The sequence below is a fragment of the Paenibacillus sp. Y5S-9 genome, assembly GCF_036894235.1.
In the GTDB taxonomy this organism is placed as follows: Bacteria; Bacillota; Bacilli; order Paenibacillales; family Paenibacillaceae; genus Paenibacillus.
The window spans coordinates 4,652,779-4,674,992 of sequence record NZ_CP145887.1; the positions used below are offsets into that span (position 1 = coordinate 4,652,779).

Annotated in this window: 20 protein-coding genes; 5 read left to right on the top strand and 15 right to left on the bottom strand. The window is 47.0% G+C overall.

The window, feature by feature from the left end; genetic code table 11:
- Positions 1 to 94 precede the first annotated feature (94 nt).
- On the bottom strand, positions 95 to 928 hold the full coding sequence (gene dapF, locus V6669_RS20515) for a diaminopimelate epimerase (protein WP_338587863.1): 834 nt from the start codon (positions 926 to 928) through the stop codon (positions 95 to 97).
- Positions 929 to 1,111: 183 nt separating this feature from the next.
- On the bottom strand, positions 1,112 to 3,970 hold the full coding sequence (locus tag V6669_RS20520; RefSeq protein ID WP_338587864.1) for a cation-translocating P-type ATPase: 2,859 nt from the start codon (positions 3,968 to 3,970) through the stop codon (positions 1,112 to 1,114).
- A gap of 356 nt (positions 3,971 to 4,326) precedes the next feature.
- On the opposite strand from V6669_RS20520, the gene V6669_RS20525 reads away from it, so the two are divergent.
- Complete coding sequence (locus V6669_RS20525; protein ID WP_338587865.1) at positions 4,327 to 6,099, top strand: NFACT RNA binding domain-containing protein; 1,773 nt, start codon at positions 4,327 to 4,329, stop codon at positions 6,097 to 6,099.
- Between the two features lie 377 nt (positions 6,100 to 6,476).
- Positions 6,477 to 6,923 carry a GNAT family N-acetyltransferase gene (locus V6669_RS20530; protein WP_338587866.1) on the top strand — a complete coding sequence of 149 codons (447 nt, stop codon included), beginning with the start codon at positions 6,477 to 6,479 and terminating at the stop codon, positions 6,921 to 6,923.
- Positions 6,924 to 7,065: 142 nt separating this feature from the next.
- Here V6669_RS20530 and V6669_RS20535 read toward each other — a convergent pair whose 3' ends face one another.
- The 8 genes from V6669_RS20535 to V6669_RS20570 all read right to left on the bottom strand — a co-directional run bounded on the left by V6669_RS20535 (position 7,066) and on the right by V6669_RS20570 (position 15,352).
- A complete protein-coding gene (locus V6669_RS20535) occupies positions 7,066 to 7,935 on the bottom strand; it encodes a PHP domain-containing protein (RefSeq protein WP_338587867.1) in 870 nt (289 codons plus the stop codon).
- Positions 7,936 to 8,002: 67 nt separating this feature from the next.
- Entirely contained in the window at positions 8,003 to 8,926 is a 924-nt protein-coding gene (locus V6669_RS20540) for a selenium metabolism-associated LysR family transcriptional regulator (protein ID WP_338587868.1), read from the bottom strand.
- 132 nt (positions 8,927 to 9,058) lie between these two features.
- Complete coding sequence (locus V6669_RS20545) at positions 9,059 to 9,496, bottom strand: hypothetical protein (protein ID WP_017687436.1); 438 nt, start codon at positions 9,494 to 9,496, stop codon at positions 9,059 to 9,061.
- A 165-nt stretch (positions 9,497 to 9,661) separates the two neighbouring features.
- A complete protein-coding gene (locus V6669_RS20550; RefSeq protein WP_026080981.1) occupies positions 9,662 to 9,925 on the bottom strand; it encodes a YlbG family protein in 264 nt (87 codons plus the stop codon).
- Positions 9,926 to 9,955: 30 nt separating this feature from the next.
- Positions 9,956 to 10,393 carry a YlbF family regulator gene (locus V6669_RS20555; RefSeq protein WP_036614642.1) on the bottom strand — a complete coding sequence of 146 codons (438 nt, stop codon included), beginning with the start codon at positions 10,391 to 10,393 and terminating at the stop codon, positions 9,956 to 9,958.
- Between the two features lie 152 nt (positions 10,394 to 10,545).
- Positions 10,546 to 12,264, bottom strand: a complete 1,719-nt coding sequence (locus V6669_RS20560; protein ID WP_338587870.1) for a helicase-associated domain-containing protein — start codon at positions 12,262 to 12,264, stop codon at positions 10,546 to 10,548.
- Positions 12,265 to 12,299: 35 nt separating this feature from the next.
- On the bottom strand, positions 12,300 to 13,994 hold the full coding sequence (locus V6669_RS20565) for a DNA repair helicase XPB (protein ID WP_338587871.1): 1,695 nt from the start codon (positions 13,992 to 13,994) through the stop codon (positions 12,300 to 12,302).
- A 188-nt stretch (positions 13,995 to 14,182) separates the two neighbouring features.
- Positions 14,183 to 15,352, bottom strand: coding sequence for a M20 family metallopeptidase (locus V6669_RS20570; protein WP_338587872.1), 1,170 nt, complete (start codon positions 15,350 to 15,352; stop codon positions 14,183 to 14,185).
- Positions 15,353 to 15,562: 210 nt separating this feature from the next.
- Here V6669_RS20570 and V6669_RS20575 point away from each other — a divergent pair, with 210 nt between their 5' ends.
- Both V6669_RS20575 and ftsW read left to right on the top strand, forming a co-directional pair.
- Positions 15,563 to 15,910: a YugN family protein gene (locus V6669_RS20575; RefSeq protein ID WP_338587873.1), complete on the top strand. Its 348-nt coding sequence runs from the start codon at positions 15,563 to 15,565 to the stop codon at positions 15,908 to 15,910.
- Between the two features lie 13 nt (positions 15,911 to 15,923).
- Complete coding sequence (gene ftsW, locus V6669_RS20580) at positions 15,924 to 17,210, top strand: putative lipid II flippase FtsW (RefSeq protein WP_338587874.1); 1,287 nt, start codon at positions 15,924 to 15,926, stop codon at positions 17,208 to 17,210.
- A gap of 128 nt (positions 17,211 to 17,338) precedes the next feature.
- Here the strand turns inward: ftsW and V6669_RS20585 are convergent, their stop codons facing one another.
- Positions 17,339 to 17,701 (bottom strand): Asp23/Gls24 family envelope stress response protein, encoded by a 363-nt coding sequence (locus V6669_RS20585; protein WP_017687428.1) that lies wholly within the window; start codon positions 17,699 to 17,701, stop codon positions 17,339 to 17,341.
- 183 nt (positions 17,702 to 17,884) lie between these two features.
- On the opposite strand from V6669_RS20585, the gene cax reads away from it, so the two are divergent.
- Positions 17,885 to 18,955 (top strand): calcium/proton exchanger, encoded by a 1,071-nt coding sequence (cax, locus tag V6669_RS20590; protein ID WP_074095776.1) that lies wholly within the window; start codon positions 17,885 to 17,887, stop codon positions 18,953 to 18,955.
- 186 nt (positions 18,956 to 19,141) lie between these two features.
- Here the strand turns inward: cax and V6669_RS20595 are convergent, their stop codons facing one another.
- The 4 genes from V6669_RS20595 to V6669_RS20610 form a co-directional block, all read right to left on the bottom strand.
- Entirely contained in the window at positions 19,142 to 19,435 is a 294-nt protein-coding gene (locus V6669_RS20595; protein ID WP_017687426.1) for a YlaN family protein, read from the bottom strand.
- A gap of 225 nt (positions 19,436 to 19,660) precedes the next feature.
- Positions 19,661 to 19,906 carry an HPr family phosphocarrier protein gene (locus V6669_RS20600; protein WP_036614658.1) on the bottom strand — a complete coding sequence of 82 codons (246 nt, stop codon included), beginning with the start codon at positions 19,904 to 19,906 and terminating at the stop codon, positions 19,661 to 19,663.
- Between the two features lie 96 nt (positions 19,907 to 20,002).
- Positions 20,003 to 21,118, bottom strand: coding sequence for an aminopeptidase (locus V6669_RS20605; RefSeq protein ID WP_076211404.1), 1,116 nt, complete (start codon positions 21,116 to 21,118; stop codon positions 20,003 to 20,005).
- A 111-nt stretch (positions 21,119 to 21,229) separates the two neighbouring features.
- Positions 21,230 to 22,087, bottom strand: a complete 858-nt coding sequence (locus V6669_RS20610; protein ID WP_338587876.1) for a hypothetical protein — start codon at positions 22,085 to 22,087, stop codon at positions 21,230 to 21,232.
- Positions 22,088 to 22,214: the final 127 nt, after the last annotated feature.

Here is a 22,214-nt window from a genome sequence, read left to right on the forward strand (position 1 = left end):
ACAGCCCCCAATATGTCTCTGTACAGGAGACACGACCTGTCCTTTTTGACAAAAAAAGAGGCCCTCAGGCCTCTTTGGTTAAACCTTCCACTTTTTATGAAGTGATTCCCTTAAAAACAACTTCAGCAGGTCCGGTCATGTACACATGATTGTCAGCTTCATTCCACTCAATGTGAAGATCTCCACCCTTGAGGCTGATGATGGCTGTACGATCTGTATGTCCATTCAGGACAGAAGATACCAGTGTTGCACAAGCTCCGGTTCCGCAAGCAAGTGTTGGACCAGCTCCGCGTTCCCATACACGCATGTCCACATATCCACGGTCACGAACTGTGGCGAATTCCACATTGATTTTTTTCGGGAACATCGGATGTACTTCAAGAAGTGGGCCCCAAGTTGTGAGGTCAAAATTCACAGCATCATCAACGTAGATGACCGCATGCGGGTTACCCATGGATACCGCAGTGAATTTGAACGCATGTCCATTCGCTTCAATGTGGTGATCAACCACGGGATTCGCATCCACCGTTGTCGGTACTTGAAGACCGTTCAAGATCGGCTCACCCATATCGACACGAACCGTTTCCACTTTACCATCACGAATGTTGAGACTTACAGGTTGTACGCCTGCCCCAATCGTTTCAATGGTAATCTGCTCCTGGCTGACATGACCATGATCGTATACATATTTGGATACACAGCGAATGGCATTGCCACACTGCTCTGCTTCCGAACCATCCGAATTCATAATGCGCATCTGAAAGTCCGCCTTCTCCGAAGGCAGTATATAAACCAGGCCATCCGCACCGATGCCGAAGAAACGGTTGCACCATTTCACAGCCAATTCTGCTGCATCTACCGGAAGCTCCTTCTCACCAAATACAACGATAAAATCGTTACCAAGTCCATGCATTTTCGTGAATTCCATAATCTTGCCCACTCCTTTTGGCAGTCTGCTGCCAAAGCTATATTCTTGCTCTTCTACAGGATTACCATAGAAATTCATATTCAACATTTACACAAAAAAAGCTATCCTGCAAAATGCCAAAGCTTCCGCTTCGAATCATTTTGAGGATAGCATACCGAAATGGATCAGGAAAAGCTATTGATTTTATGCCGAAAACTTTGTACTTTTCGGTACGAAGCGGCCAGAACCACCCATGCGACGGCGGTTACGACGACCACCCCACACGCTGCCTGCGCCCATAAGGAACGTCGGGATACCTGCGGCAACGATACAGATCGCCCATTCACGTAATCCTAGAGGTACGGTTTTGAAGATCGGCTGCAACGGTTCAACGTACATCACAACCAGCATCAGTACAACCGATGAAATCACGGCAAGAACCAGATATTTGTTCTGTAGTGGGTTCCGATGGAAGATCGACCGCGAACTACGGCAGTCAAAGACATGAATAAGTTGCGCCAAAACGAGTGTAGCGAAAGCAACAGACTGTGCCTTAATCAGTTGACCCGGGTTATCCGGTGAAGCCTGAAGGGTAAGCCAGAAGGCCCCAAGTGTACATAATCCAATCAAGACACCCCGGCTGACGATTTTCCAACCCAGTCTCCGCGCAAAAATATTTTCCTTGGCGCCGCGGGGTTTGTGTTCCATCAAATCTTTTTCAGGCTGATCTACCCCAAGCGCCATGGCAGGTAATCCATCCGTGACCAGGTTAACCCACAGAATCTGAATCGGTACGAGTGGCAGGGGCAAGCCCATCATCATCGCAAAAAACATTGTTAGAATCTCGCCTACGTTCGATGCCAGCAAATAACGGATAAACTTGCGGATGTTCTCATAAATATTACGGCCTTCTTCAATGGCAGCCACAATGGTTGAGAAGTTATCATCACTCAGAATCAGCGCCGAAGCTTCCTTCGTGACATCTGTACCCGTAATACCCATCGCAATCCCGATGTCTGCCGCTTTAATGGCTGGAGCATCATTGACTCCATCTCCTGTCATGGCGACGACATGCCCTTTGCGCTGTAACGATTTTACGATGCGAAGCTTGTGTTCTGGAGATACCCTTGAGAACACGTAGATGCCCTCTACCTGTTTATCCAGTTGCTCGTCTGTCATGCCTGCCAGTTGTTGACCACTTAACGACGCGCCTCCGCGGGGAAGAATCCCCAGCTGATGAGCAATGGCTTCTGCCGTTGTTCCATGATCACCTGTGATCATGACGGTACGAATGCCCGCTTTGCGGCATGTGGCAATTGCATCTCGCACTTCACGACGCGGTGGATCTATCATACCTGCAAGTCCTACGAAGACAAGTTGACTTTCGGCGGCGTGTTCGTCAGCCACTTTTTCTTCCGGCCGCACTTCACGGTAGGCCATTCCGAGGACACGCAGTGCTGCTCCAGCCATGCTCTCGTTAGCTGCCATCACTTTCTGTCGCAGTGTTCCAGTGAAAGGCACGACCTTACCTTCCCACAAAATATAACTACAGTGTCCGATTAACACATCCGGTGCACCTTTGGTGTAGATCATTCGGCCCCCCTGATGATGAACCAGGACCGACATGCGTTTCCGCTCCGAATCAAACGGGAATTCCTGCTGGCGGGCATACAACTCTTTGAGTCCGGCAGGAGTAAGCCCCATTTTGGAGGCCAGTGTGACCAGTGCCCCTTCCGTCGGATCACCTTTCAGCTCCCAGAATACATTGTCTCGCTTGACCGTTTCTTCTTGGAGATCACCTTTTTTCGTGTTTTTCTTGCCGTCCTTTTTATTATCCTTGCCCTTTTTCTTGCTCCCCACCTCGCTTGCAACACTCTCAACAATACTGGCATTGTTGCAAAGTGCGCTGATCTGGAGCATTCTGCGTAGGGATTGATCACTCTTCAATTCCACCGTTCGACCGTTCTCCAGCATCTGCCCTTCAGGTGCATAACCATCTCCGGTAACCTTGATGCTGCGTCCCTCCAGCCACACATCCGTTACCGTCATCTTGTTTTGAGTGAGCGTGCCTGTCTTATCCGAACAGATTACGGATGCACAGCCAAGGGTTTCGACAGAAGGCAGTTTGCGTACAATGGCTTTACGTTTGATCATTCGCTGCACGCCAAGTGCGAGTGCAATGGTTACAATGGCCGGCAGACCCTCCGGTATGGCAGCCACCGCGAGACTGACCCCTGCCAGAAACATGCCAACGGCTGGTTGTCCGTGCAATATCCCGGCGACGACAACCATAATGGTTAATCCCAATGCGACAAAAATCAGAATTTTGCCCAGTTGTTCCAGCCTGTGCTGTAACGGTGTTTCCTGCTCCTCCGTATTCTGGATCAGATCGGCGATTTTGCCCATCTCTGTCTCCATCCCCGTACGGATAACCACACCTTTGGCGGTACCACGAGTGACCATGGTACCCATAAAACCAATATTCTTCTGATCACCAAGCGGAACATCCTCATCGGCAATCGGAAGGCAATGTTTGCTTACGGGAACCGATTCGCCGGTGAGGGCTGACTCCTCCACATCCAGACTGTTCGTTTGCAGCCAGCGCACATCAGCGGGTATGCGGTCCCCACTCTCCACCATGACAATATCCCCGGGGACAAGTTGTTTGGCGGCAAGGTGTACTTCCTGGCCTGAACGAAGCACTTTGGCAAGAGGTGCAGACAACTGTTTCAATGCACGAAGAGATCGTTCAGCCCGGAATTCCTGTACAAACCCCAGAATCGCATTCAGTACGATAATAGCTACAATCGTTACCGCATCCAGGTACTCACCCAGCAATCCGGATACCAACGTTGCTCCCATCAACACCAGCACCATAAAATCCTTGAACTGATTCAAGAGCAATGTAATTGGAGAAATGCGTTTCCCCTCGCTCAGCTCATTCGAACCGACCACTTTCCTCTTCTCTGCTACAGCTTCATCCGTCAATCCTTCCTGCGGGCTGACGCCAAGAGTGTTACGAAGCTCTTCATCACTAAGTTGATGCCACTTGGTATGTTCCATGCTTCAAGTTTCCCTCCCAGTCTGTATTTCATCTGCTAAATAAGCTCACATGTTTCACCGGCGTGCTGGTCGACAGGCTGTACACTATGCCGGACAAACTACCTGCTCTATATGTATTCGGACAGGTCTGTGATTAGCACCCGGAAGGTGAATCCTTTCCCTGATGGACAGAATAGGCTAAAATAAAAGTCTGCGATGTTCTGCGCAGTACCAATTCCAGCGTTCAACAGGAAAGCAACGAAGAATCTGCAGCCAGTCCTTGTTTTTTTACATACCTGGTTGCACGTTTCAGTTATATAGATGAAGCATTTGCCATGATAAATGCAGATGCTCGATAGAGAGAGGAAGTGGAAAAAATGGCATTGGACGGCATCGTAACACGGGCCATTGTTCATGAACTGCAAGGCTGCATTGGTGGACGTATCAGCAAAATCCATCAGCCGAATGGCCATGACGTAGTTCTCACACTGCGTGCTCAGCGCGGAAATAGTAAATTGCTTGTTTCGGCAAGCCCAACCTATCCCCGTGTGCATTTTACGGAAAAGACATTCCTTAACCCTACGGAAGCACCCATGTTCTGCATGCTGCTCCGCAAGCACTGTGAAGGTGCAATCATTGAGGAGATCCGTCAGATTGGCATGGAGCGTATTATCCACATCAATGTGCGCCAGCGCGACGAACTGGGGGATGTTTCGGTTAAACGGATCATCATTGAATTGATGGGGCGTCACAGTAATATTATTTTGCTTGATCCCGTAACTGGAACGATTCTGGATGGCATTCATCATGTGACTCCTTCCATCAGTAGCTACCGGGTAATCATGCCTGGATTCGCGTATACTGCCCCACCCGAGCAACATAAAAGTAATCCGCTCGAAGTGAGTCGTACAGCATTCGAGGACAGCTATCATGCCGCTGAGGAAGAGGCATCACGCTGGCTTGTGAACTCCTTTAGCGGTCTTAGCCCGTTAATTGCGGGAGAGATTGCTGCTCGTGAGATTGCTGCTGAAGGCACAGCGAGCACTCAGGCTGTGGCGGAGGGTGAGAGCCGAGTTGAGGCTGGTGCACTCTGGAACGCTTTTGAAGCTGTGATGGGACCTGTCAGAGATCATCTCTATACTCCTGTAACCGGAATGAACGCCAAAGGCAAAATGATTTTCTCGGCCGTTCATCTTCAGAGCATTCAGGACTTGGAGAAAACCTATGACACGATGAGCAAATGCATGGAAGATTATTACGGAGACAAGGCTGAACGGGACACGGTTAAACAGAGAGTAAGTGATCTGCTCCGTTTTCTACAGAATGAGCGAAGCAAGAACATCAAAAAGCTGGACAACCTGAACAAGGATCTTCTGGAAGCGGACGATGCGGACAAGTTCAGACTATGGGGTGAGTTGTTGTTTGCCTCTCTGCATCAGGTTTACAAAGGGGACAAGAGCGTGGAGCTTGTGAACTTCTACGATGAAGACCAAGCCAACATTACCATTCAGCTTGATCCACTGCTCACACCGTCTGACAACGCACAACGTTATTTCAAGCGGTATAACAAATACAAGAACAGTTTGGCTGTCATTCATGAGCAGCTTAGCAAAACCAAAGACGAAATTAACTATCTCGATAACCTGTTACAGCAGCTATCCATTGCATCCATGAACGATATTGAGGAAATACGGGATGAGCTTGTGCAGCAAGGATACCTTCGAGACCGTAATAAAAAAGGTAAAAAGAAGAAGAAAAGTGACCGTCCGACCGTACACCAGTTCACCTCCTCTGAGGGAATCGATATTCTTGTGGGCAAAAACAACCTGCAGAACGAGTACGTGACTAACCGTCTCGCTTCTTCCAACGACACTTGGCTGCATACCAAAGACATTCCAGGTTCACATGTCGTTATTCGCAGTACGGACTTTGGTGAAGCTACATTGGAAGAAGCAGCACAGCTTGCTGCCTATTTCAGCCAAGCCAAGGAGTCCAGCAGTGTGCCTGTGGATTACACGTTTATCCGTCATGTGCGCAAACCAAGTGGTGCAAAGCCAGGTTTTGTCATCTATGATCATCAGAAAACCTTGTTTGTCACGCCAAATGATGAATTGATCAAAAGTCTGCCATCCACGATTAAAAATGGATAGTATATATAAGTTGAACTAAAGATTATTTACACTGACACTACGATGACAGAACAACCTTCCAATCGCTGTTATCCCCAGATTTTTTGATTCCCTTTTCTCAAGGGAAAATCCGGTGATAAAGGCGCACGCTTCGCTTTTTCAGGTTTTTTCTGTCCTCTCCGTTATCGTGTAAATGATTAGTTCAAATTATATAGATGTAAAAGTAACAAAGACAGAATCCCCTGACCATTAACGGTTCAGGGGATTTTTGTGTTGCATTACTTGTTTCAATGATATGTGAAGCTCAGATTATTTATCATTTTATTGAATATTAATTCATTTATATGTATAATAATTCAATTGTGATGAATAAAATTTATAGTTAAAGGAAGTGTATCATGACCATACATATCAGAGAAACGCAACCTGATGATCTGAAACCCCTGATGGCATTAATGCATGACTATGTGGTGGGATTCTACAACAACCCTTGGCCTGGTGATCAATCCATCCAGCTTCTGATCAACAACCTGCTTAATCAGCAGATCGGTGCTCAATTCGTGGCAGAACAGGATGGGGAGCTTATCGGATTTTCCACCCTGTTCTTTACATACAGCACGATGAAAGCAGAGCGTGTTGCCATCATGAATGACCTATTTGTTACGGAAACATTCAGAGAGGGCGAAGCAGAAGCCAAATTATTTGCACACTGTCAGCAGTATACGCGTGATCATGGCTGTGCTTATATGTCCTGGATCACAGCAGTGACCAATGAGCGGGCACAGCAATTATTCGAGCGTCTTGGGGCTACACGTGGCGATTGGGTAAATTATTCGATTACGTAGACTCTTTTGAGCACAAAAAAAGGACATGCAAACATGAAGGTTCAGCCCTATCATGTTTGCATGTCCTTTACTACTTTTACTTAAAATGCATCCCAGTAATACAGAATGTATTATAGTCAGATAGAGCGTTGCAACGTCTCGCTTACTCTACTTTTTGCTGTGAAGCAGCTGCCTTCAGCCTTTCCAACACATCAACCGTCACGGTCTTGCTACCAAGATCTCCGTGGAAAACAACACCTTGCCGTTTGCCATGATAATCAGATCCACCTGTTTCAATTAGATCGTATTCCTTGGCCAGCTTACCATACCTGCGTTCCTCTTCCGGGCCATGGTCCGAATGAAACACCTCAATGCCATCTGGACGAGAGTCTTCGATGATACGTCGCACCAATTCATCATCGTTATAGAGACCCGGATGCGCAATCACAGCGGCCCCACCTGCGGCTCTGATCCACTCGCACGCATCCTCGGGTGCAACGCGGGGTACAGATACGAAGCCTGGCTTGCCTTCAGCAAGATACCGATCAAATGCATCCCGCATGTCAACAGCGTATCCCTTCTTCACCAGCACATCGGCCATATGAGGTCTGCCAATACTCTCATCCGGCTCTAACGGTCGTCCCAGCTCATCCAGTACCTCCTGCCAGCTTATATCAAGCCCGAGTTCCTGAAGCTTGGCGATAATCAGATGATTCCGCTCATCTCGCGCTTCTCGTAATCCGCGCAACCGTTGCAGGAAATGCTCATCCTCCGTATTCACATAATACCCGAGCACATGAATATCTTTTCCACCAGCCCGAGTGCTGATCTCCACTCCGGCAACAACATCAATATCGTACTCTTTTCCCGCTTGCTGTGCTTCTGCTACACCAGCTACTGTATCATGGTCCGTTAAGGCAACCGCAGATAGCCCTTTTTGTTTGGCAAGCTTCACATTATCAGCAGGTGGCTGGATTCCATCGGAAGCCTGACTATGCATATGAAGATCACAGCGTCCTTGGCGCTGATCCATGAACAACAGCTCCTTTGTGTAAAATTGATTATGATTCACTCTTATCTATCATTGATGTTGCCAACTATTATGCTTTCCCCGTCTTATGAACCGACACAGGCTGCTCCTGCTGACGCAGATAATTCAGGAAAGCGACTGCTGACAGGGGCAACAAGGACGATTTTAGATGGATGGCATAGAACTGCCTTTTGAATTCGAGTCCGCGGATATCCACAATATGAACGAGTCCCAGAGCCAGTTCATGCTGCACCGAAGAAGGAGATAACATCGTAATACCTACCCCTGCCTCCACGGCTGATTTTACCGCTCCTGTACTGCCAAGTTCCATTACAACATTCATATCCTGTGGATCAATCTTTTTCTTTTGCAATTGGTCTTCCATCACCTGACGAGTACCCGAGCCCTTCTCACGCAGCACAAAAGGATAATTCATGACATCCTCAATATTCACTTTGCTACGCTTAGCCAGATCATGCCCGGCAGGTACAATCAGTTTCAGCTCGTCCTGCATGACAGGCTCTACAATCATGTCCGGGTGGTGCACTGGCGCTTCAATCAGACCAAAATTAAGCTGGTGCTTTAATATATCATCCATAATTTGCGTTGTATTCATCACTTTCATGACGATTGAAATATCCGGATATTGAAGCGCAAATGGTCCGAGCATGCGCGGAAGCACATATTCCCCGATCGTTAAACTGGCTCCCAGCTGGAGTCGACCTTGTAACATCTGAGTAAACGCCGACATCGCTTCGTCCGTCTGTCTGACCAGCTCTACACTCCGTTTCGCATGAGGCAATAAAGTCCGGCCCGCCTCGGACAATTCTATTTTTTTGGTGGAACGATGCAGTAACTTGGTCCCAAAATAGTCCTCCAATGATTGAATCTGCATCGTTACTGCCGGTTGAGTCATATGTAATGCTTGTGCAGCAGCTGAGAAACTCCCCTTCTCTGCTACCGTATAAAAAATATGCAATTGGTGAAAATTCATATCTTCGCCCCTCTTCGATTACACTCTCTACATTGTAGCCGATTTCCCGCTTGGCAACAAAAAAAGCATGCAGCTTGTCTGCATGCGATAATACTTGAATCTATGATTTCAACATATTGAATCTACTCAGGCTTACTTATGCTTACGGCTATTTTTGACCAGCGTCATTCTTCTTGAATGTCTTAACCATGAATAATATGACTTCAGGTCCCTTAATTCAATGGTCTCCGACATACGTCCCAGAAACGTAACTACAATCATTTTGTGCAGCGGGTTGCCCGCAATATCATATTCTCCTTCAAGTTCGGAAAATTCGGCGACCACCACCAGATCCTCATCAATCAGGTAGACGTCCTGTTCATTACGGTAGTATGGTGTTATACGGTCCTGCTTCAGACACTCCCATAACCACGCCGCAATATGGTCATCATCACTACGTGCAGGCTCAATACGGTCTGCATACCGCATCTTGGCATGATGGGTAATGACGATGTCGGCCACTTTCTTGTCTCCAAGAGCCACGAAAAACGGCTCGTAGGTGCTCCAACGTTGCATCACCTTATCACGCATGGGAATCACTCTCCACCAGATAGGACTTTCTATCTATTTATTACCAAATATATTACAACATTAGTCCCGCAACCTCAAGGCGTAAGTTTAACTTTTTTTCACAATAGCCAATTTGTGTTTAATTCAAGAAAAGAGCGACCCCAAAGGGTCCCTCCAGTTTCTCTTCTATATTCCGTAAAAGCTCGTTTTGTCCATCGTTTTGCTGGCATACTCGGTTTTGATCTCATTACGATACGAGCGTTCGATCTTGCGCACATAGGAAAGCCGCTTCACATTTTTCATCGTATCATCTGCCCGTTCTGCATTAACATACATGACCACATAATGCATACGGCGGGAGATATAATGCACGGTGCCATATTTTTCGAGATTACGGGCAGCCTTCAAATCACTGACCCAAATAATGAATCCTGTCCTTTCCGCAAACATCATCGTTCCCCGCCCTTCTATAATGATTACTTAACTGCAACCACACTTGCCGCCACTACCGCAGCCGCCCTTCGGATTCGGGTCATTGCTCGGTACTTTAATGGTCGTTGACACTGCAAATGCAATGGTCTCTGACATCTGGAATAACATATCATCTAGGGACTTCTCTGCCTGTTTGAAGCGAATTACCGCCTCGAAATTTTCCAACTCCTGTTCCAGAGCCTTCACCTGGTCTTTTGCTGCATGATAATCCGGGTGAAAATGACCGAAACGCTGTGTTTCTTCAAACAATTCCTTCTTGGCATTCAGCTTCCGAATCCCCATCTGAATCTCAGGGGTAGTCTCGACTTGCTGCTTCCAATATAAATAATCCGATACTTCGGCAGATTGGTTAATCATGTCGCCCAGTTCATATGCGCCCGTTAACACTTGGGCCATATCGACCGTGTTCATTTCCGCTACGCTCATGAAATATTCATCCTATCTATATATAAAGTTCTACTTAACGTAGACTACCTCATCATAGCATATCCATGAATAGTTAAGAAGAGTTTTTCCTGCAATTAGAAATAGGGGGAACTCGAAAATTCGCCTTTCAACCTGATATTCACGTGAAATAGTCAGGTTATGACATCATCTGGCAGGATAAGACGCATTGTATCCCACTCTGACGGGGAGAATGTACGCCATTCCGTCTCTGATGTATTTTCACTTGAATCCAACATGCACCAACCGCTTAAAGTCCATTGTTCATGACCCTCTACCTGATGTGGAATGAGGTATTGCGTACGATTTTCCTGTTGTATCCCCAGCTTTGTCTGCCACTCAATGGCTTTGGCAGCAATCTGTCGTGCGGTTGAACTATGATATCGACGCCACTCCTTGTACCAGTTCTCCGGTATCTCCTCAAATCCCAACAGAGAGAACTTCTTCTCAATGACAGAATGATCATGCTCCAACCCATGCAGAGAAGCAGGGACATCAACCAGACCTTGATTATCGGGAGTGTAGAAAGAAGAATATACACCGCTAAACATATCTTTTTCTAATAACTTCGGATCATCTGCGGAGCCTGTACTTCCCTCCATTACCTCCATACTTCTATATACAGTCAATGGTGCAGCATCCGTCTCCTTGCCCCAATCTGCTAACGCAATCCGTACATTCTCCGGTATACCTGTCAGCGCATATTGATCCAGAAACTCTATCACTGCAGGTAATCCATACCCGCTGGCTATGGCCGAAATGAATCGTTCTCTTGTCATGCGGTAGATCGACATTCGATCACGCGTCACCCGTTCTGCGCATTGCTCCAGCATCCAGATCACATCAGGCCCTGCGTCCGGTGGCACCAACATTTCAAAATCAGGCTGGATATAGAATCCACACGGCTCCGTCTCACTTACCATCTCATGTTCCCGATTTAACAGGCTCTGTGGTTCGATCAACCAGCGGAATGCCAGCTCTCCGGACTGATCTTCTCCTACTTCACCATAACCCCAGCCAGCCAGTGCGTAGAGCCAGCCCCTGACCCGTGGTGTCAATTCCGAATTCTCTATATGGCACCATATATTCTTTTCGGGAGCAAACACTGCCAATTGATAACGGAAATGCTGCAACACGGGTTCAGCTTCTCCGTATCTTTCCATACACGCTTGATATATTTCCCGATGCATATGTCTCCACGAGAGCTTCAACCATTTTTGTAATCGATGATCTACAATCTGAATTCGGCCATCTGACTTCTGAACGAGATTCAGACTGAGCAGTAGATCGAGAAGAATAGCTACGTGGGTCGGATACAGATCCGAATGTTCATATCGGATGCCCAAACCATCAAAGTCTGTCGAAGATAATACCGTGATTACACTTAACTTTTGAACACTTTTCTTATGTATAGTGCCCTTCCCTGTTAAAGGAAGTCCTTCTCTTTCGATCCACGCGATCAGATGAAGCAGCTCTGCAGCAATATCCGGCTTTCCTTCCTGAAGTACATGACCATGCTGTGCCATCTTTTCAACAGTTATACCCACTCTTTGTGCGTAAGCAATCGTCAATGTCTCCATCAGCGAAGCAGGAATATAGAATAATCGCTCCCCCCAACTCTTATATACAGATTCAATCCATCTTTGCTGCCTAAGGTTGGCGAATGAAGAATTGGCTTCTGCGACACTTAGTCCTTCGATGGCCCACTGTTCTCGCGGCAGGAGGGAAGAAAAAGGCTGACCGGCATGTTTGTGAAAAATTGCACCAAGCACTTTTTGTTCCACCAAAGCAAGCTTTGACCATGAATCAAGGTTCAGTACCACCTGCTCATCTATTGGTTCAAATAAAGACATATCCAATCCCTCCTGTTTGCGCGAGTATAAATGGACTATTCGTTCTCATGAACGATGGCATATTCATATCCCTGCTCCACCAAGAACATCTGACGGTTTAATGCAAACTCCTGTTCCTTACTATCCTCTGATACCAGCGCATAGAAATAGGCTTTGTTTTCTCCAGCTTTTGGTCTCAGAATTCTCCCCAAACGCTGTGCCTCTTCCTGCCTTGACCCGAAACTCCCGGATATCTCGAGCGCAACAGCAGCATCAGGCAAATCCACAGCAAAATTGGCAACCTTGGATACCACAATCGTTTTAATCTCTCCACGTCGAAAAGCGGCAAACCACTTGATTCGCTCTTGCTGTGACATGGTTCCCGAGATCAAAGGTGCTTCAATTTCCCGGGCAATCAACTCGAGTTGATCCAGATATTGTCCAATCACTAGCGCAGGCAAATCCCGATGAAGTTCCAGCAAACGCTTGACTACACGCACCTTCGCCGGATTCTCGGCAGCCAATCGAAATTGGTGCTTAACCTCTGCTTGCAGATAATTCGATCTTAGTTCCGGGGAAAACGGGATACGTATCTCCTGACATTGTACATCCGCAATCCACCCTTGCTGCTCCAGTTGTTTCCACGGCATATCATAGAGCTTCGGACCAATCAGCGAGAAAACATCCTGTTCACAGCCATCCTCTCGAACCAAGGTGGCCGTCAATCCCAGCCTTCGCGTAGCTTGAATATCCGCAGTTGCACGAAACACTGGTGCTGGCAGCAAATGTACTTCATCATATATGATCAGCCCCCATTGCCGCTCACTGAGCAGTTTGATGTGGGTAAAATCAGCATCCTTTGATTTCCGATGTGTAAGAATCTGATATGTAGCTACAGTCACAGGTTTCACCTGTTTTTTCTGACCGGAATACTCACCAATCTGTTCACTGGTAATCGTGGTTTTGTCTTGAATTTCTTGAATCCACTGTCGCACAGACGTTGTATTGGACGTCAAAATAAGGCATTCACATTGAAGCCGCTCCAGCACGGCCATACCAATGACTGTTTTTCCTGCCCCGCAAGGAAGTACGAGTAAACCGCTTCCTCCCATGCCCTCACTGCCTTCGAATGCTTCCACAGCCTCTCTCTGGTAAGAACGCAGCGCAAATCGCTCAGAGTGGTCCCCTGGATCATTAGACCGCCAATCAAATGAAAGTTTGGTTCCCTCCCGATACCCCACGTAATCAAGCACAGGGTAACCCAATCGTGTTAATTCCCTTTTTAATAACCCTCGCTGTTCTCCTGGGAGCAGAAGTTCATGAGCGTCCTTACGTTCCATACGAAAGGCAGCTATCGTTTTCAATCCACTTAATTCATCCAGCAACCGCTCATCCTCACTGTAAAGACGCATTCTGGTGTGATCTGCTTCGGAATGCAGCTTTAATTTGCCATACTGATCCATGATTCTCCGAACATCCTGTATCAGTGCAGCAGGCACGTTCCAGCGGGATACCAGCTCCAGACTTGCGATGACTTGATCTGCATTCCATCCCAGCGCAGCCGCATTCCAGAGCGATAACGGAGTGATTCGGTAGGTATGAAACGCTGCTGGTGTCTTAACCAGTTCTGAATACATCCCAAGCTGCTCTCTTGCTCTTTCGAATCCGGGGTGGCCAATTTCCAGCAAAACTGTAAAATCTCGCTGAACGATACAAGCATCTGTCCTTACCATATGTTCTGTTCCTTCCATTCGGAGCCTTCCTCCTATCACAAAAAAGTCCAGTTCCGGCAGCTTCCGAAAATGAACCTCTATAATTGCGAGTTCAAAAAGTCTGGTTTTCAGTACCGATAAGTGGGTTTTGAACAACCTCTAAAAAATCCACAAAAAACATCCTGCCCATACCTTGATATGAACAGGATGCCCAACTAGCTATAAAGTCATTCGGCTGTGTAACCCTTGGCCATGGCGATAAATAATCTCACGGCAGTCTGCATCGCGTCTTCATCAAAATCAAACATCGGATGATGATGCGGATAGATCGCATTTTTATCCGGGTTGCCTGCTCCAACAAACATAAAGCACCCTGGAACCTTTTGCAGATAATACGCGAAGTCTTCCGCTGGCATCAGCATCGGGGATGCTTGCACTCGTTCTGCTCCAAATAATTCTGTAGCTTCTCTAAAGAAACGCGCTGTCTCCTGTTCATCATTCACCACAGGCGGATATCCCATAATATATTTCACTTGCGTCTCTGCCCCATACGCTGCCCCTGTCTGGGCTACCATGGTAAGCACGCGCTCTTTCATCCCGTTTCGGGTCTCTTCATCAAACGTTCTTACCGTACCGCTCATTTTGCATTGCTCTGCAATTACATTCTGAGCCGATCCTGCCTGCATTGTACCAATGGTCAGCACCGCCGGTTGTAATGGATCCACCGAACGACTGACAACGGTCTGAAGCTGCATCACAAGCGCAGAACCCGCAATAAGACTATCTATCGTGGATTGCGGCATCCCGCCATGTCCACCTTTACCTTTGATCTCAATGTAAAAATCGTCCGCCGCAGCCATCATCGGTCCTGCTTTGCTGGCAACCACACCTACAGGCAGCGGGGTCCACAGATGAATGCCATATATGACATCCACGCCTTCAAGCGCACCATCCGCAATGACCTGGACTGCACCGCCCGGAAGCAGTTCTTCTGCTGGCTGGAACAAAAAACGAATCTCGCCTCGGATCTCCTGCTTGTGACGGCTAAAATACAATGCCGTACCGAGCAGGATTGAGATATGACCATCGTGGCCGCATGCATGCATCGCTCCTGCTTGTTGTGATGCATACTCGATATTCTTTTCATCCTGAATTGGAAGTGCGTCCATATCAGCTCGCAGCATGACGACAGGACCCGGCTTGTCCCCACGAAGGGTACCGATGACCCCGTGACCACCAACATGACGCCTCACTTCCACGCCAAAACTCTCCAACATATCCGCTACAAAAGAGGATGTCTTCTCCTCATGAAAGGAAACCTCTGGATTGCGATGAAGGTGACGCCGCCATTCCACCATGTGGATCTGCAGATCTTCCCACCATATATTATTAGTCATTTCTCTCCACCCTTTCAATCTTGAACGGGACTTGTGTCAAGCCCGAACCTTCCTCTTCAAACCTATTGCTGTATATTGTAGCAGAATTGGAAGAAAACCGATACGAAACGCCTTTGGAAAGCTTGCACGGGAAGGGGAAACATACTATCATGAACTAGAGAAATACTCGAGAAATTATACTCGGAAGCTTATGAGGAGGATCAAACGCTTATGATTTTTGAGAATACAGGCTTGGATGGCTTGAAGAGCGACTTGGCATACCTGGATGAGAGCGCCGAGAAAGTCGGATTTGTCCGGTGGCAATGGGAATATTACCGTGCTACATATGACTACAAAATTGAAGATGATCAAACCAACTCAGAATACTTTGTACGCATTAATACCCGCGCTGTGGAAGGCAAATTGGAAAAACCGGATACCGTTCTTGCTGTGGAAGCAGTATACCTCGGCAAAGCCACTTTCCCTCACGGCCTGGATTATGACTCTTCCGTTCCGCAACCAGTCGTGAAGCTGGCAGCCCAAAAATTACAGCAGCTCAAAGAACTGCTGGAAGCATAGGCTGGGCCAAACGATGAAACAACAAACGGCCCAAACGAAAACGAAGAGAGGCACGCCGGATTTTCAACTGCTAATCCTCACTTTATTGTTGGTGGGCTTTGGACTGGTGATGGTATTCAGCTCCAGTTCCAGCATTGCAATCGCAAGCGATAAATTTAACAATGATGCCCTTTACTTCACGAAAAAACAACTTATGTGGGCGATTATCGGTCTATTTGGTATGTTTTTTGCCATGAATATCCGCTTCAACAAGTACAAAAAGCTCTATGCACCCTTTTTCCTGCTCACTACGGTCATGCTGGTGATTGTTTTGATCTCAGGCGCGATGTTGAACGGTGCACGAAGCTGGATTCGCATCTTTGGATTCAGCGTCCAGCCTGCCGAGTTTGCCAAAATTGCTATTATTCTGTACCTTGCTGCATTGATCACCAAAAAAGGGGAACGCTTCAGGGATCTCAAGACCGGATATATCCCTGTGCTGGTCATTGTTGGTTTCATTGCCGGACTGATTATGCTGCAACCTGACTTTGGTACATGCTTCATTCTTGTGGCTACTTGCGGTCTGGTCATCTATGCAGGCGGCGCGAGTATGAAGCATATCATGGGCTCCATTCTACTGGTTGTTTTGGGAGGAGCGCTCGCGCTCGGGGCTAATGCCCTTTTCTCCTCCGTATCTTCTCCGGACAGTGCAACAGTGTCTCTAACGGAAGCGAAGCAGAGCTACAAGATGGATCGGATACAGGCCTTCCTAGACCCACTTTCAGATCCAACGAATGGAAGCCTTAACCTCTTACGCTCCCTTGTTGCCATCGGGGATGGAGGCATCACCGGCTCTGGTATTGGACAAGGCACGATTAAGCTGCACTATTTGCCAAACGCGTATAATGACTTTATTTTCTCCGTAATTGGTGAGGAGCTTGGATTCATCGGAAGTGCATTATTCCTGCTTGTTTACCTGTACTTCATCTGGCGAGGAATCATTGTCTCTCTTCGCTGTCCCGATCCATTCGGAACATTGGTCGGCATAGGTATCATGGGACTGATCGCGATTCAGGCATTTATCAACATTGGTGGTGTAACTCAGACCATTCCGGTGACGGGGGTCACGCTTCCATTTATCAGTTATGGGGGTACCTCACTCTTTGTAATGATGGTTGCCATGGGCATTCTGCTCAGTATCTCACGTACCAACAATCTGGACGTGATCAAGGAAGAGAAAACGAAGTCCGTGACTGTACAGACACAGACTCGCACCTCTCCTGCTCTTCGTTCACGGGAGTCCATCCGTCGGATTCGATAAAAAAGCAACACAAAAAAGGCTGTGCACCCAATGGATGCGCAGCCTTTTTCTGTGTACTGAGTAAACTCTGTCTATCAAGATGAAGAACAGGTCAATGTAGCTCTGTCCCCCATTGCGGATTGCGAATTCTACAGATCGTCGCCTTTGAAAGATACGCCTTCTACCTTTACATTGACTTCAACCACGCGTAATCCGGTCATGGTCTCTACCGCTTCTCTTACATTCTGCTGAAGCATACGGGAAACTTCATGAATCGGGGTTTCGTACAGGACGATGATGCGCAGGTCAATGGCTGCTTCCAGCTGGCCGACCTCAACGCTCACGCCTTTCTGTACGTTTTTACCGCTGAGTCGCTTCGCCCAGCCCTCTGACAATCCTCCAGACATTGCGGCAATTCCGGGCGTTTCCATTGCAGCCATTCCGGCAATTTTTGCAACCACGTCATCGGCAATCCGGATGTTTCCGCTCTCCAGTTGAAGTTGTTCTGCCATGCCACATCCTCCTTCACTTCGTTACTCGTATTTTAAATCCTTTCCACCCCAAAAAGCAAATTAAACTCAAAAAGATGCGTTTACAACCTACCACCATTTGGTTATATTGAAATATGAAAATAATCTCATAAGCGATTTACAATGCAATTCAAAACAAAATAATTTATAACCGAGGTGTTTGTTGTGAGAAACCGGATTTCATCCATTTTGCTGATTGCGTTCTTTGCACTCAGTGCCATCGCCCACTACATGAAATGGGATTCGATTCTACAGTTCGTGATATCAGCCATTTCGGTTATTTTTGTGGCCGGTTTTTTAGGCAAAGCCACCGAAAATGTTGCCCACTACGCCGGACAGCGGCTGGGTGGATTCTTGAATGCCACCTTCGGCAATGCCGCCGAATTGATCATCGCCATTTTCCTCGTGAAAGAGGGACTGTTCGACATGGTCAAAGCAAGTCTGACAGGCTCCATCATCGGAAATCTGCTGTTAGTGCTCGGGTTAAGTATTTTTGCCGGAGGACTCAAGTTCAAAATCCAGAATTATAATGTTTCACTCGCAGGTCTGAATGGTTCCCTGATGATTGTTGCCATCATTGCCCTGTTTATCCCGGCAGTCTTTCTCAATACACATTCCATTACACAGAAAGACACCAATACACTTAGTCTCATCGTGGCCGGATTGCTCATCCTCGCGTATATTGCCTGGTTGCTATTCTCCATGGTGACGCATAAGAACTACCTTGCAGACGTCACTGAGGATCGCGATGAAGAGCTACCTCATGAGCATGCTCCGGCGTGGTCCAAGAAAAAATCTATTCTCTACCTGGTGCTCGCAACAGTAATGGTTGCTTTCGTCAGTGAATGGTTGGTGGGCACGCTCGAAGTCTTCACTTCGGAATTTGGACTTAGCGAACTGTTTGTCGGTGCATTCCTTGTCGCCATCATCGGTAACGCGGCCGAACATAGTGCAGCCATCATGCTTGCCATGAAAAATAAAATCGGAGCAGCCGTCGAGATTGCGGTTGGCAGCAGCTTGCAGATCGCGCTCTTCGTCGCTCCTGTTCTGATTTTTGTCAGCTACTTCACAGGCAGAACCATGGATATCGTATTTACAACGATTGAACTGGTCGCCATCGGCGTATCCGTATTTATTGCAAAGTCCATTACCCAAGATGGTTCAACGAATTGGTACGAAGGTCTACTCCTGCTCGTGGTATATATCATACTCGGTGTATCCTTCTTCCTGGTGTAACCAGGTCCTCACGTAGCCATCGTTAAAAATAAACAAGCCACAGAGGCAGCCCGAATTTACCTTCGGTGCTGTCTCTTTGCTTGTATACGCCTTCCGGCTGGCTTGCATCCCCATCCCGTTCAGACGCACAAAAAAAGCATGCATAGACGCCTGCATGCCTTCTATTCTGACCCGCGCATTTGCAGGCTATTGCTCATTCTTCTTGTTCAAGGCTTCATATAGAATTGCCAAATTCCGCTCAAGCGCGCTAACCAGCTGCTTACCTGCACCTTCTGGAAGGAGCCCTGCACGAACAGCAAAATCAACTTCCTTGGAGAACCCATACATCTGTGTATCCAATACTTCCTCATAGAGAGGGCAGTAGCGGGTAGCCAGATTCTCCATCTGTACTTCAATAAGCTTCTGTATTTTATCTGCATCTTCTTGAAGAAGACTGATCGCTTTCAAATTCAGCTGGTCCTGCAGATCAGATGAAGTCATGCATTTTTCCCCCCTATGTCCCAAAAATCGCGTAAAGACGTTCTACCTCTAATATTAGACGAAATGAAGAGCTAATACAAGAACCTGACCAAAATAAGCCCGCAAAGTTAAGCCTTCTGTTGAAGCATAATCCACCTGTTCCAGTCCCGTCCAGACGAGTATTCAGATCATTCCATGCCAAAAAACACCCCTGCCTAAAAAGGCAAAGGTGCTTCTTGATAGCTATTACTCAGATGCGATGCTTACATTCAGTCCATGCTTGGCAAATACTTCTGACATGGCTGCTTTTGCTTCAACTGCATCTGGACCATGAACATGCAGTTCATAGCTGTGCGTGCTGATCAGCGTTGTAAACAATCCGAGAATACTTTTCACATCGATATACTTGTTCTCCGAATGAAGCACGATTGAAGAAGTAAACTTGCCTGCTGTTTGAGCAATTTCCACTACAGCCGCGTTATTACTCGACATAGGAATCCCTCCGTCTTTTTACTATTGGTATCATCTATTAATTACCACTACATGATACCTTGAATCCGCTTTCCTAGCAACAGCAAAATCCTGTTCCTATTTCAAACGGTCCGGGTTCAGGCATTCCAGCTCAGGAATAACAAAGATACCGTCTTTACGAATCAGCACGTCGTCAAAATAAATCTCTCCGCCGCCATAATCTGGACGCTGGATCAACACCAGATCCCAGTGGATGGATGAGCGGTTGCCATTGTCTGTTTCTTCGTAAGCCTGACCTGGTGTAAAGTGCAAGCTGCCTGCGATTTTTTCATCGAACAGGATATCTTTCATCGGATGCAGAATATGCGGGTTGAATCCGATCGCGAATTCACCGATATGACGAGCACCCTCATCCGAATTCAGGATTTCATTCAAACGCTCTGTATCGTTGCTTGTCGCTTCAATGATTTTTCCATTCTCGAACGTGAACTTGATATTTTCAAATGTCACTCCGTTATACAACGTTGGCGTGTTATAACTAATCGTTCCGTTCACGGAATTGCGCACAGGCGCACTGTACACTTCGCCATCCGGAATATTTTTTTGGCCAGAACATTTCTCTGCACCGATATCTTTAATGGAGAAGCTCAGTTCTGTTCCTGGTCCGGTTATACGAACTTTGTCCGTCCGCTTCATCAGATTAGCGAGCGAGTCCTGCGCTTTGTCCATTTTGGCGTAATCCAGGTTACATACGTCGAAGTAGAAATCTTCGAACGCTTCTGTACTTGTGTTGGCGAGTTGCGCCATACTTGCGTTAGGGTAACGAAGCACAACCCATTTCGTATGTTTGACACGTTGTTCACTATGTACCGGGTGGGAGTACAACGAATTGTACATTTTCATTTTTTCTTCCGGCACATCGGACAGATCATTCACATTTTCTCCCGCACGAATACCGATATAACAATCCATCTGTTTCATCCGGTTCAGATCAATCTCTGCCCATGTTTTCATCATTTCTTCTGTGGCATTTTTCAGCATCGCACGCTGTACGGTTTTATCAGTCAACTGTACAAAGACGTTACCACCTTTTTTGCCTACCTCTTCGATAATGGCGTTAATCAGATCACGTTCCGATCCAATCATCTCAACCAATACATTTTCACCAGGCTGTACATCTACTGAATAGCCCACCAGGTTTGCTGCAAGCTTTTGAATTCTTGGGTCTTTCATCTTGGTAAAATCCTCCTGTCATCTGCCATACTTGAATTGAACAACGGTAAATTACGATACTATTGTAGCACGCGAACAGTCATCCCGTCAGCAGGCAGTCCCTCACTTCGTTTATTGATATGACTTGAAGTTTACATCGGTGACAAGGGCTTCTTTGTTACTTTTACGGTTGTTGTCCGTGTAACTCATCTGACTTTCAGAGGATAAGCGAAGAGGCAGACTGCTCTTCCGATCTACCGTGAGATGATATACTGTCTGCACGCTCGCTTGTTTCATCATCTGTTGCATCGTTGTTTCACCCTGTTTCCAAACTTTCTCCAGATCCTTCTCAAGCTGCTCCTTACGCGCCCCTTTCACCGTAGCTGCCTTATGCATATATTCTGCCCGAATGGCGTTCATCTCGTCGTTTAGCTGGGCTACAGCCCATGATTTGGCGTCTTCCGGTGCAAGTTCAATCCGTAATGTTCTGGTTCGACGACCATCCCCATACTCGGATTGAATAGTTTTGTTCATCTTATCGATCTTCTCCATTTGAGCAATTGGATTAAAACGAGAAAGAGACCCTCGCAGCGGCTCATGCTGCGCCGACAATGCCATCCATTGCCCTTGTTTCCGCTCGAAAGAAGCGCTAAACCCACTGGGCTGTCCATTATTTTTTACGGCAGACGTTTGAATGCCTGTCCCCACAGCAGTTACTTCTCCAGGTAATCGGGTCTGAAGGGTCAGACGATCATGATTCTCCAGCTTGCCTTCAAATTTGAACTGATTCTCAAACAGTCCGCTGTTCTCCCGTCGAAGTCCTGCCTCTCCTTCAAAACTCAACGTTTCTTTTCCCGCTATCCCGGATAAAGCCAAGGAAAAAACCTCTTCAGGCGTTCGATCTCGCTGGATGAATCCACAACCCGGAACACCAATAATCACAATGCTCACAAATAACCATAATGTACGTACCGAATGGCGGTTAAACATGTCTATCTTCACCCTTCCGTGAACTTTCTCCATAGATTGCCCTGCCCGTATACGCTTATACTTCCTTCTATACACAACTTGATCTCCAATGCACAAAAAAAGAGAACGACTCCGCAATTGGAATTGT